General features: G+C 52.3%; 6 protein-coding genes. 1 reads left to right on the top strand and 5 read right to left on the bottom strand.

The window, feature by feature from the left end:
• Positions 1-323: 323 nt before the first annotated feature.
• Positions 324-5,705: an NACHT domain-containing protein gene (locus tag BUE38_RS06750; RefSeq protein ID WP_073434282.1), complete on the bottom strand. Its 5,382-nt coding sequence runs from the start codon at positions 5,703-5,705 to the stop codon at positions 324-326.
• A gap of 469 nt (positions 5,706-6,174) precedes the next feature.
• Between BUE38_RS06750 and BUE38_RS06745 the strand changes: the two genes are divergently transcribed.
• Positions 6,175-6,744 carry a 3'-5' exonuclease gene (locus BUE38_RS06745; protein WP_073434281.1) on the top strand — a complete coding sequence of 190 codons (570 nt, stop codon included), beginning with the start codon at positions 6,175-6,177 and terminating at the stop codon, positions 6,742-6,744.
• On the opposite strand, the gene BUE38_RS23470 is transcribed toward BUE38_RS06745, so the two are convergent.
• Genes BUE38_RS23470 through BUE38_RS06725 form a run of 4 tightly spaced genes read right to left on the bottom strand, consistent with a single transcriptional unit; the run spans position 6,736 to position 11,886 of the window.
• Positions 6,736-7,305, bottom strand: coding sequence for a Mov34/MPN/PAD-1 family protein (locus BUE38_RS23470; protein WP_084541789.1), 570 nt, complete (start codon positions 7,303-7,305; stop codon positions 6,736-6,738). The genes BUE38_RS06745 and BUE38_RS23470 overlap by 9 nt on opposite strands.
• On the bottom strand, positions 7,302-8,984 hold the full coding sequence (locus BUE38_RS23090) for a HesA/MoeB/ThiF family protein (protein WP_200802155.1): 1,683 nt from the start codon (positions 8,982-8,984) through the stop codon (positions 7,302-7,304). The genes BUE38_RS23470 and BUE38_RS23090 overlap by 4 nt, the downstream gene beginning before the upstream one ends.
• Before the next feature lie 14 nt (positions 8,985-8,998).
• On the bottom strand, positions 8,999-10,273 hold the full coding sequence (locus BUE38_RS06730; RefSeq protein WP_073434280.1) for a nucleotidyltransferase domain-containing protein: 1,275 nt from the start codon (positions 10,271-10,273) through the stop codon (positions 8,999-9,001).
• 23 nt (positions 10,274-10,296) lie between these two features.
• The gene (locus BUE38_RS06725) at positions 10,297-11,886 is read right to left on the bottom strand and encodes an SAVED domain-containing protein (RefSeq protein WP_073434279.1); all 1,590 of its coding nucleotides are present in this window, start codon (positions 11,884-11,886) and stop codon (positions 10,297-10,299) included.
• Positions 11,887-12,174: the final 288 nt, after the last annotated feature.

Genomic DNA, 12,174 nt, shown 5'->3' with positions numbered 1-12,174 from the left:
AGCCTGTCAGATTCTCTTAAGCCAATGATTTTTAAGGTACTAATTTCAGTTATGCCGTATAGTCAAAATTCGCGCGCCTGCTACATTTCACAGCACGGCCGCTCAGGGTCGTAAACAGCCGCACATCTATCAGCTTAGCTTGAAGTTCTGCACCCGGCCACAAGTGGACATGCCATCCACACATAAGAAAGTCAGCTTTCATACATCAGCCTTTAGATTTTCCACATTGACCACAAGCTACCGATAACAAGCTGATTGCTTGTGCAACGTTTATCACGCTTTCAGTCCTTATTAAATAAAGTCCTTTAAGACCAAGCCTCAGGCTAGGAAGGCAAACGAATCTCGCGGAATGCCTCGCCAAGCTGAAGCGCCGCACTTCGCCGGTCGCCCATGTCGACCAACATGTCGAGGATGCGCAGGAATTTCTGAGCCAGAGCCAGCGTCATCGGCGCATCACGATGTGCGAAGTGCTGCACCAGCTCCGCGATGCGCGCTGGAATGAACGCTCCATGCCACCCCTTTAGATTGTCAGGTCCGTCGCCGGTGATCGCGAGCAATTGGTCAGCGAAAGCTTCGGCCGGGTAGTTGGCCTTAGCTCGCTCACAGAGCGTCAAGAACGGGTCCATTACGGAAGCAGCCCATCCGCCAGCGCGAACGAAACGATCAATGAGTGGCAGGATACGGCTGATTTCGGACCAGTCGCCATTCACGTAGCGGGCGGCCAAGCCCGCATGTTCGACTGAGACAAACATCAATGTGTTGACTAGCTTGGGTTGATCGAAGCCTGAGAATTCTCCACTTCGATAGGCGTCGCGATTGAAAGCAGAGTCCTGAAGAAGTCGTTCAAGACAGAGATCGAGTATGGCGATTGAATCAGCTGGAATAACCTTCGCATCGTATACGTATGAGCAGATATAGGTGCTCGCGAATGGAGAAAGGAGAGCCCAGCAATTGTCTCCCTCAAGCGCCAGAATCGGATCGAGGAAGAGGGTCTGAAAATCGCTAAGAGGGAGAAGCCCGGCTACTCGACCAAGGCTCGACCCCAGGCTGTGGGTCCATTCAAAAATTCGAGTGGCTGACCGGTTTCGACGTCCGGGCCTCACCCAAGGCGGTGCATTCTTCTGATTTGTCCATTCGAGTAAGCCAGCTAGGAAATCGAGTAAATCCCTTTTCGCCTTACTTCTCAGTATCTCCTCGAAGGGAATTTGCTCAAGAATTTTTGCAGCTTGTTCTGAATGCCAAATGACATCTGGCTCTTCCCATATCTCATTCGCGTCAAATGCATCATCTGCATCGTAATCTTCGTAGGCTTGATGCCAACGCTGTCCCTTATCGTGGTCCACTTTCACCCACGCTGGAGGTGGTAGCGGAAGGGAGGGCCATTCGCTTCCTTGCTCATAGAATGCTATCACCGCGTCGACCGCCGATTGCACTTCGCTTGATGAGTGGAAGGTTTCATTATGCTGATTGCGATGATCGTATGATCGTGGTGAAACGTGGCAGCGCGATAATGCCAGTACCAGTATGCTCCAAGTCAGCTTGGGATCTTTGAAACAAAGCGTGCAGGCTTCTTCGAGGGCGGTCAACCAAACGACTTCCAGTGGGTGCGTAATCAGCCAGATGAGGTCCCGCGCTGTGCTTTTTGTTGCTGAAGCTTCGCGGAGGTCCGCTGCGAGGCCGCGTGCGACATATATCGCATGATGCCAGGGTATGATGGAGCTAGGTGATCGCATCCGATTATCTTCGGGTAACTGGATAGCACGCCTGAGGACCTTACGAGCCCACTCAAGATCTTCTTGAGTGCATTCTTCCCGAAAGTTGAGCGCGATGGCTGCGGTAGCAGCGACCGCACCGCGACGCATATTTAACAGTTCTTCGTCGTTCTCGTTGTTTGAGTGCTCGTATAAGCCGTTGGCGTCCGCTTCTTTGGCCAGTGCAATGGCATCTTCAATAGCGTAGGTGTCGTTCAGTGCCTTCCCTTCAAAGGATTTGGATGCCCACGTCCAAAGGTCCGTTTGCTTAAGCCACCTAGAAGCTTCTTCGGCCTTAGCGACTTTTTCAGGCTTAGCGGCAGAAGGACTCACATGGACAATCGAAATCTGTTCTGAATCGTCTTTGGTACGGTAGGCCTGATAATTTTCCGGGTTCGCCAGCTCGGCAAATTCGAGGGCCTGCACTGTAAGATGATCCCTTGCCCTCTGATTGTTGCGGTGCTCCTCGTACTGAAAGGGGAGATCGTTTTTGAAATTAAAGATTGCTTCACGGGATCGGTCGCGGATAGGGCCTGTCGAAAAGACGAATCTTGGCACCATCCATTTAAGCTCTGTCTTGCGAATCTGCCGGTTATTTGCTGCTCGAATCGCCTCAGCGTGAGGCTTATCGGTACTAGACGTAAAGCCGATTAGGCTAGCAAACGGTGAAAGGTCTTGCGTCCATCTGTTATGGTCTGCCGCCAACAGGCGCTGAGAGGTGATGAGCGGCAACGTTGCTTCGGACACGGTTTCGGTGTGGAGCGCGATGATTACCGCAATGCCCAGGACGGCAATGCACTCGTTACCCTCGACGCTTTGCTGTATCAGCTCGTCAACAGGTCGGCCGCGCGCAAGCTCGGCGAAGCACCATTCCTCAAGCGCAAAAAAACCACAACCGATGGCATTCGGCGCCCACGTCGAACGAAACCAAAGATACTCTCGGTCGGTGCCCCAGAACCTTTGGGAGCCCCAGGGAAAGGTGAGATCTAGCGGTATGGGGTTGCCATCACGGTCATGAGAATATCGGTGCAGTTGTCGCCAAGCATTCATCGCATGATTGCAGAGTTCCTGGAGGAGCCGCAGTGCCTCATTAGGCGATGATTGGAAAAGTGAGTGAAAGGGCTCTCGAAGTGGCGAAGGGGGTGAAAAGCATCGGTAATCATCGTGGATCGAGAGTCTGTTCCAGTCGTGGCGGTTGAAGTCACCGATGGTGTGTAGAAAAGGTGCCGTGGAAAGCGCCCTTTGTTCTTGAGGCGTGCGCTCGGCTGCCGGCTTTGCCGAGATTCTTTTTCGCCGCACGGATGCGGCTTGAAGTTTCTGTTCTTCTCTGACAACCCGGTCTGCTGGAAGCTCCTCCTGCAGAAAAGCCAGGGAAAGATCGACGAGCGACTGAGGCAGCGATTGGGCAAGAACGGGTGAGAAGGTGATGGTGTCATGAAACGCGTCGTCACGAATGCGCTCTGAGTCGGTGACGCGCTGCAAATAGTCGGCCGCAAGGATCGGCTCGGCTCTCGACGCTCTTAAGAGGAGCCGCCCCAGGGATTTTCGGAAAGATTCCAGATTGGGCACCTTCTCCCAGTACGCGGAGTTCTCGTCCGGCCCATCGGAAGTACTAATCTCGTCGATGGCAGCGAGCCAGGTCGCGCATTGTTGGAGAAGAGCGCAAGACGTTGGGTTGCGAAGATCGGTTAAGGCGTTCTGCCAAACCTCAAAGATAGCCACGATCTCCGGATAGAGTCTCTGCGGAATGTCGGAAATGCGCCGTAGGATAAAGTCGATGAGGCGGCGCCACGCACTGAAGTCGGACGGCCACCCGAGAAGATCAGCAAACCGTTGGCGTTGCTCCTGTGGGAGGTTACCAGCGAGGATATTCACATTGGGGGAGGTCTTCTCCGCCTGAAACCAGACGAGAGCCTTCCTGAACAGGCGGAAGTCGTCGGCAAAGACCGCCGTCGCGAACTGGTTCTCATCAACTTCGAACCTCGCGGTTCCGAGGGGGCCGACCAGCCACGCGCGCAGCCATTGTGATCGAAGGTCCGAACCTTCGGTCTGGGCGAGGTACGCTGACCAGTCTTCTCCTTGCATGTATTCCCATTGGGAGAGAAGTTCGACGACGCGTGCTACCGCTGGTGGCTCTCCGCAGGCTTTGATCTCTTCCATCCATTGAGCCCCATGATCGACCAGGACATGGAAGAAAGCCCATTCGAAGAAAATATCGTGAGCGAAACGAACGGAGATCCCTTCTCGAGCGTTCTGAAGTATGCCATCCGATCTAAAATCATCGACGTGTGCGACCGAGGTTAGTTGACTAAGGCGAATCGGCTGGCTAAGTTTGCGGGAACGAAGAGAAGCTAAATTGAGCAGCTCTCGCTGGCGTTCAATCGCATTTTGACCGGTCTCGTTGTAGCCGCCCCGTCGCCACCAATTCTCGATCAGATCGACTTCAGATTGAGGGGCAAATGTTGGGGCACTAGGATCGGCCACATAACTCTGGTCCAGCACCTTCGCAAAAAAGGGGCGGCGGACGATCTCCTGCACCTGGTGTGATCCAAATAGAAGTGGCCTGAGGTGTGGCTTGGCTTTTGCGAGCGTCTCGGCCTCTTCATCAATCAGCTGCTCAACGCCAAGGGTCTCGACAGTTAGAGCGTCAAGGAAGTCGCCCAACCAATTCCGAAGCACCTCAATGCCAGTGTCTCGAAGGGAGACGACAATACGCCAGTTATCGAGCAACGGTGACTCCACTACGGCGCGGATCACGTCGAGGATGATGGGCTGGTGCTCTTTCTCGATGCGATCGATTGCATCGATGAACAGAATGGGAGTGCCGGCGGCTCCGATCTCCACGAGAAGTTGCTCCAAAGGAGGACCAGAGAGACCCTGCGAGGTCGCGTAACTGATCCAACTGCTGCCTTCGAGCTGTTCTGCTTTGAGGAAGAGGACTGGTCCGTGTTCTAGCGCGCGTTGTACCGCTCGTCTCACCAAGACTGATTTACCACTTCCTGGCAAGCCGCGGACCTGGACGACACGGGCTCCGATGAGTTTGGTGTCCAGGGCCTTAAGGAGCGCGGTTCGGTCGAGCTTCGTTCCGCCAACATCGTCGGGTATGAAGTTCGCGTAGCTCTTTCCGAGCTCCGTCAACTTGTCGAGGGCTATTCGAAAGGAGTTTGCGCCGCGAAGGCGTGCGACAGGGGAGATAGAACGCACAAGCCGCGCGCGATCATATTGGCCTGCTTTACCGGCTGATGCGCGAGCTAGCTGAACGGTGCGCGACCAGACCAGTGGGGCCTTGGGTGAGTCATCGGGTGCGAGGCAATCTCGGATGCGATTAATGGCCTCAGAGGGGTCAGTGGCGCCTTCGCGAAGGAAGTCGAACTGAATGAGTACGAAGTGAGCAAGGAACTGGTGCACTTCTTCACACGTGCATGGTGTCCCCTTCGTCTCTTCCAGCAGGGCTACGACGTCATTTTTGACCGCTATGATGTTGGCACTGGCATTCCCCTCTGCCTCAAAGCGAGCGTCGAAATGGTTAGCCGTCAGGCTTTCACGGGCCCAATCACAAAGAGTTTTGAGAGCTCGTTCCTTGGCGGGGGTAACGGTTCCAACTGCTGCTCCATAGCGGTCGATGTTAATGCGGAAATCAGGCTTGTTGAGAGTAGCCCAACTGTCGCGAATGATGTCGCAAAAGTCGGAGTTCGTTTCCGCCTTACTGATCGTGAGCGAACGTTTTACCTGGAGGCTAAGGCGAGCAGGGTTCTTTGCGGTGTCTTCAAAATCGACGATCACATCATCGAGCGGCTCATCAAAATCGCGCTGCTGAACCGACACGCGGACAACGGTTCGATCATCGATGCCTGGTGCATATGCCTCAGCTAGCAGCGCAGTTAGATAGTACGCAGCTGCGTCGCCTTCAAAGGAGAACCCCTCGCCGCCGGCGAGTTCAGGGGATTGTGCCATCTCGCTAGCCTGAAAATACTTGAATAGCCATCAGCCGAGGAACCGACTGCCCGATTGAGGCAGGTTATGCGCCTGGACTGTACTTCGCAAGAGATCAGCACTCAGTCTATCTAAGGTGGCCAGCCGGTAACCGTGCGCGTGGACGCCTACTGAGGCCCGGTTATCGCAACCTTAGGCTGTTTTCCGAGGTCGGGTCGCCGACCGCTCCCACTGCATTGCGGTCATCTACAGCTGGAATTCAAAAGACAGCTTTGGGTCGTCAGCTGCCGCACCACTATCATAGTAGCTTGAGCCACCGCAATCGGCCAAAAGCGGAAAGTTTATATTAAGCTGTCGGTGGCAACTAAGATGAGGCTCTTACCCCAGTTCAGGATCGGTCAAGCACTTCAGGGCGGGACGAAGGCCGCCAAGCGTTAGCCGAAAAGCCAGAGAGAATTTCTCCCCTTTTGCAACCGGAGCACCTCGACCCATGAGCAAGAAACACGAAGTTTATATTTCAATCGACGTAGAGACCTCAGGCCCAATTCCTGGCGAGTACAGCATGCTCACAATTGGAGCATGCAATGTAGACAAGCCTGATCAGGTGTTCTCTTGTAAGCTGAAGCCAATATCGGCCAATGCAGACCCAGAAGCACTAGCGGTAACGGGGCTTTCTTTGGAGGCACTCGAACTCGAGGGGCTGCATCCCGAAGTTGCGATGACACAGTTCCAGAGCTGGGTCGGGGAAATCGTTGGTACGGAAAACTTGCCCGTGTTCGTCGGGCTTAATGCGCCATTTGATTGGTCCTTCGTGAACTATTACTTCCACCGCTATCTCCAGACGAATCCCTTTGGCTTTACCGCGCTAGACATTAAGGCTCTCTACATGGGAGCAACTGGATCAAGGTGGGTAAATACCCGCTCCAGCCAAATGGCTGCTCGACTCCAACCCGAATTACAACCGGACCATCAGGCACTGCATGATGCTCAATACCAGGCCGAGCTGTTTCGCTTGATTAGGGCAAACATAAGCGATCAGAGAACTGATTTCTCACGCTAGTTTACATGACCCGTTTTGGAGACCTACGCCAGTTTGTGCCACCCTCTTAAAATGGAGATTCGTCTTGCCACAGGCAATCGTAGCTTCACAAAGGTGTGTCCACTCACGAGATGGCTGGCATGAGGCCAGCCATACACCCATGTTTGGTACACGACCGTGATTACCGATAATCACCATGAGATAACAAGATCTGTCTCCATGGAATGAGTCGAGATATTCCCACGTAGTCTTTTGATCCCGGGCTGAAGGTGACGGATATATCTCAGGGTGTGTATGCCACAAACCAACCACATGTCTGTTGTGCGCAAATTCGATCTGTCTATTTCTATCGGATGCTTTTATATCAGGGTTCCAGGCGCATCTACGTCGGTAGTCACCGCGATTCGGCCCAGTCGCGGTTTGGATAACAAGACCGCTGGAATCCGGTTCTGAGCTGAACACCTCACCGCCAGCTTCTTTCTGCCATGGTCTTCTTTGAGCATGGGCATACATGTGAGACAAGGCTTGTTCAGTAAACAGAACATATCGGGTATTATCGGGATAGAAGAATATCCTGCTCATGGAAACTGCCTGTTCAAGATCAAGCCATCGTGAACGCAAGCGGCTTTTGCCCATTCCTTATGCGTAAGCCCAGGCCAGTGCTTGTCTAAAAAGCGTTGCCCACGTACCCAACTCCGTACTGTTGAGTCGAAAGTAACTGCTACTGAATTGTCGATCATCTCCAGCGCACACTCAGCCACCAATGCAACCGCATGCTCTGCAGCCGCAGCAGTATAGCTTTGGAAGCGGCTACTGCACCCAGGCTCTTGTCGAATCACTTCATTTGGCCATACCACTGCTTCTAAACAAGACAATGGATCTTGTGCTCCCTTTAACCATTTATGACCTGCAGCCAGCATGCAAGCATGGGCGGCAGCCACATAAGGCTCCATCCAGCCGATCAGCAAGGGGCGTGGGTAACTCAAGCGTACTTGCTCGATCTGCACTCGTACATCAGGCTCGCCAGTGAGATCGATCACTACGTCCACATCTACTAATGTGTTTTTCTTTAACCAATCTGCTGTGCTCATCGCGTACGGAGTCACTTCTGTAGCTGGGTAAGCCGAATTAATCCGCTGAGCAATGGCATCCACCTTATTTTGGCCTATAGAGTCAGCCCCAAGCAGATGCCGCCCAATATTCGCAGAAGACATAGTGTCAGCATCAACCACAGATATTCGCCCGACTCCTGCCTTGGCGATATGATCTACAACCGGGCTGCCGAGTGCGCCGCACCCCAAAACCAGAACGTGCTTAGCTTGACGCCCACTGATCTCGGGATGCTGATCTCGCCCAACCGTCCAATCTGGATCTAAGCGGGATGTCATAAGTGGTAGCGGTTTATGAAGAGAAGGGCTAGCTTTCTTTCCTCGATATACGTCGAGAACAGTTGGAGGACCTCCTGGAAGCAAGTAGGCAAAGGCAACTTCAGTATTTCTCAAAAGAACCACGCGGTATATGCCTCTCCCTCTGCGGCTTCGGCTATGTTGTAGCCTCGAATACTCTCCAGAGGGAAGCCTACCCTGTAGGATGCGCTCCAAGTCAGACATGGAACGTGGCCAAGTCGACGGCGTGAATGCATGTGAAATCGGAATATCTGCCACTAGCACGCGAACACGTTGCTTTGCTGCAGGCCCCATGGATTGCACTAAACGGTTAGTGATGCGCAACTTCTCATCTGCAGCAATGATGACCCTATTTGGAATCAAGAGCAGTCCGCTTCTAACACGTGCCTTTGTTGGAGGTGAATCAACCGTCCATACACCTCTCACAGCATCGGTGTTTGAACGTGACTTAGCTACCTCTATAGCCCAATAATTAAGTGCCTCATTCTCGAAATCGCCATCAAGATCGCCATTTAGCCAAGGCTTCAGGAACTGTTCCATGTAGCCATGCAAGACAAACTTAATCCTGTCCTCTGGGGAATAACCGAGGCCAGGGCCTGGATCACCTTCAATGCAAAGCACTCCAGCTCTATCTAGGTGCGGTATACGCAAGACAGAATCTGGAGATAGCTGAATGAATGCTTTACCGTACTCAGGAAACCCCTTGGGCAAACGCAGCTCAGCCCACTTAAATTCTCTTCCGTCTTGAAAAGAAGGTAGCCACAATTGGTAGGCAGTGACTCCTCCCCCCCGGTGCAAAGCTGATAGCTGAAGCTCGGGGAATTCCTCGCACAAAAAGCTCAAATCCAGCGACATTAATCCTCCACTTTTTAAGCCAAACCGCGACTCGCTGGAGTGGCTCTAGGTGCTGGAGGCTGAATGGTAGTCAAGCCGTTGCCCCCACCTGTAGGGGCAGGAATCCCAAAAACTTCGCGCACGCGCCTGGAAATAGCCGAAGGGTCTTTCAGAGCAAGAATGGTTTGGAGATCAGCAGATAGTGCGTTTGTCCAGGTCATGAATGATTTATAACGCTCGCCGTCATCATCATTCCATTTCTCGGCGAAGTTCTCTCCCTCAACTGTTGGGTTATCAACTCGGTATTTACCATCGAGTTTCAGCACGAGGTGCGGCATAAGGGTAGCGAGTTCATCCAGCAACTCTATGGGGTGTTCAAAAGATCGACCTAAATCCGCCAGACCCTCATAGCAACTGGTCAGTAGTGTCACGATAATGACTGAGATTGGTTTGGTAGCCGCATCAATTACCCCACGCCTCGCACACATATCTCGGTGGCGTTTGAACAACCGTATGGCAACCCGAAGTGTATCCGTGATTTCCACAGTCTGATCCGGCACCGGAGCAACGCTTGCTACGGCCCTATCATTTGCGTACGCCTCCATCACAATCGACCGAATGAGGCGGCGTTCCGCCGTGTCATTAACCCACTTGCTCATGCCCGCAGAATTGGAGGTTTTCCAGCTCTTAGTAGGAGTATCAACGACCGCAAGCGCAGTCTCCTCATATCGCGATGCGCTATAGCGCGGCGCCATAGAACTCAGGGTTTGCGCCGTTATCGTATTCAACGGTATGGAAGGGGTAAATTCGAGATAAAAACGCTGTCCGGTGAAAGGGATATACCAACAGCGCCTTTTCGCTTGAGCCTCTAGCTCCTTCAAGGCCTGGCCTATCGACTCAAAAAATGACATGGGGTCGTCAGCCTCAATGTGAGAGATGTCTATTTTGCATACAGCATCGATGTCAAATTTCTCACTTCCATTGGGGGAGCGAATCAAAGTCTTAGTGCTCACTGACCCTTGCGTCATGATTGAAATGGACTTGAGAGGCCAAGAGAGGTTACTGGCCAAATAATTTGCTACTTCTTCGTATGCGTCTGCTGCAGCCCTGATTTCTTCCTCATCCACAGCGATATGCGAATTTGCTTCACTGAGCGCCTTAGCCCAAAGACCATATTCGATCAGCCTATCTCTAGCGTCGGTTATGTAGCCCTCCCTGAGAGCCGCAAACGATTCAAGAGACTTTGTTAGTCGAGTGGGATATTCAAGTTCAGCATGCTTAACCAGTTCTGCGCTTTTGGTAGTGCTCATTGTATCAGGCTCGCTTAGGCTGCTTATCGAAGATCAATGGTGTGGGTCTTCTGACCGTCAGTGGCCGAAACGTGGTGGCCAGTAATCGACAAAGCAGGAGTAAAGTCGTAGTCACGGCCCGCTCGGTCATAGACGATGTATTCGGGATGGTGCCCCGCCTGCAGCATCTGCCCGAAACGGAACACTGTGCTCGCGGGACTTACGGCGATAAGGTGTACCTTCTGAACCCTCATCACATCTTGAGCATGCATAATTGCTTTACGGGCAGCTTCTGCGAACTGATCAAGATCATCTGGGTGCCCGATGCAATTGATCCCTATATTCGAAGTTGTTACGCGAATCCAGGGCAGGTGACCATTATCCACACTAGTTTTAAGGTCGGCAGGTAGCGCCTTCTCATCTACGTGAGCCGTTAGCTCAAGCGTAATAAGAACCTCTTTGGCGTGGTTCGGCGAAAGTGAATCAACAATAAAGGTGTCCCGGGAATGAGCCTCAACCTGCGGGTTCCAAGTCCATGTCTTCCGATGCCTGTCGTACTGAAATATCTGAATGGCCTGTGCCTCACCCATTATGCGTCCTGCTAAAACAAGCGTCGGGATGTGGTGTAAGGGGAAAACGGCCAAGTTCTCAGTAACAGAGCCACTGCTCGAATCAAAGCCAGAAACTAGTTGGCGAATCTGATGCTCATGCTCTCTTAAATACTGGTGCCAAAACTCTGGTAAATGTCGATCATCTCGCTGCGATTTCCGTCGAACATAGTGAATCACCCCTGGCAGCATTGCTCGTCTCATTGCAACGATGGCTTCAATCAGTTCGGAGTCATGGAAGTAAGTTGGTACGCCTCCAAGATTGGCATGCAAGGTAATCGCTTTCGTAGGGGGAAATGCCAAAGAATTCAAATAGTTTCGAGCCATATCTCGATGAGACTTGCGCATCTCGTCAAGGATTTCTGAGGTGAATTGCTCTGGCGCGAACGAGTCGATCAAGCGATGGTGTTCATCGCACATCAGCATGATGTTGTCCGGATTATTTGCGAGCCGATGAGAGTCCTTTTGGTTACCCCGAGGCCCTTCTGGGTCAGATGCAACGATGTGAGCTAAATATCCAACCCGGGCGGCTTTTGTCCAAAGAGGGATCTCTGACAAATCCTTACTGCAGCCTTGAAACATGCATCTTCCAGCTGCGTCTGCCCACACTTTCTGTGCTGTTCTCGCGGAAATCTCTGGCCCTCTACCTTTAGCTTTGCCGAGCAGCCCATCACGCGTGGCAATAAGCGTATCTACACAGGACTTCCTTTCCACTGGGGCATAGGCCCATTCGCTGTTTGCAATCCGAGCGTTACTCAGCGTTTCACTTGAAACCTCAAAGCTGAAGAGAAGCTTCTTCCCGACTAGCTTCTTTAGGCTACCCTTGGAGTTTGGACCTGGGTCAGCGGGATAGAGCGCTGTGCAGGACTCTTCAAGATCAACCACCTTGCACAGGTAGCCTGCGTGTACATATAACACACGATGTTGTTGCTCCAAACAGTCATCCAACCAGAGAGCCAGACTCTGATCATCAAAATTGCCTGGGGAAACGGTGTTGTTTAAAAATGAGTCAGAGGCTTGGGGCATTTCTCGCTATTCCTTGGTCGAACTTTGAGTTAGGCCGCTGTTTGCGTAGGGATGACAATGGCGATTTTAATGGTAAATTCCATTTTTTTGCTGCTACGTTTTGGCTTTCGATGGGAAAAGTAATACGAATGTCTGCAATGGGTCGTAAGCAGCTATCAATACTCCTCTCGACCAAAAGCTGTCTGCACTTAATCTCTCCCCATCACTCGACAGTTGATCAAGATACGTCCCCCGGTTCGGCTTCTCGCACACCTCGCTACGTCTCTTATAGCAGACAAGTATGATTTA

It is taken from the genome of Halomonas cupida (assembly GCF_900142755.1).
In the GTDB taxonomy this organism is placed as follows: domain Bacteria; phylum Pseudomonadota; class Gammaproteobacteria; order Pseudomonadales; family Halomonadaceae; genus Halomonas; species Halomonas cupida.
Note: the sequence above shows the minus strand (reverse complement) of the source record. Positions and strands in the feature narration are given on the sequence as shown.

Bases quoted from the DNA above. Each gene is read 5' to 3' on its own strand.
- BUE38_RS06745 (WP_073434281.1), top strand. From the start codon at position 6,175: ATGAGCAAGAAACACGAAGTTTATATTTCAATCGACGTAGAGACCTCA.
- BUE38_RS06725 (WP_073434279.1), bottom strand. From the start codon at position 11,886: ATGCCCCAAGCCTCTGACTCATTTTTAAACAACACCGTTTCCCCAGGC.
- BUE38_RS23470 (WP_084541789.1), bottom strand. From the start codon at position 7,305: ATGAGCAGGATATTCTTCTATCCCGATAATACCCGATATGTTCTGTTT.
- BUE38_RS06730 (WP_073434280.1), bottom strand. From the start codon at position 10,273: ATGAGCACTACCAAAAGCGCAGAACTGGTTAAGCATGCTGAACTTGAA.
- BUE38_RS23090 (WP_200802155.1), bottom strand. From the start codon at position 8,984: ATGTCGCTGGATTTGAGCTTTTTGTGCGAGGAATTCCCCGAGCTTCAG.
- BUE38_RS06750 (WP_073434282.1), bottom strand. From the start codon at position 5,705: ATGGCACAATCCCCTGAACTCGCCGGCGGCGAGGGGTTCTCCTTTGAA.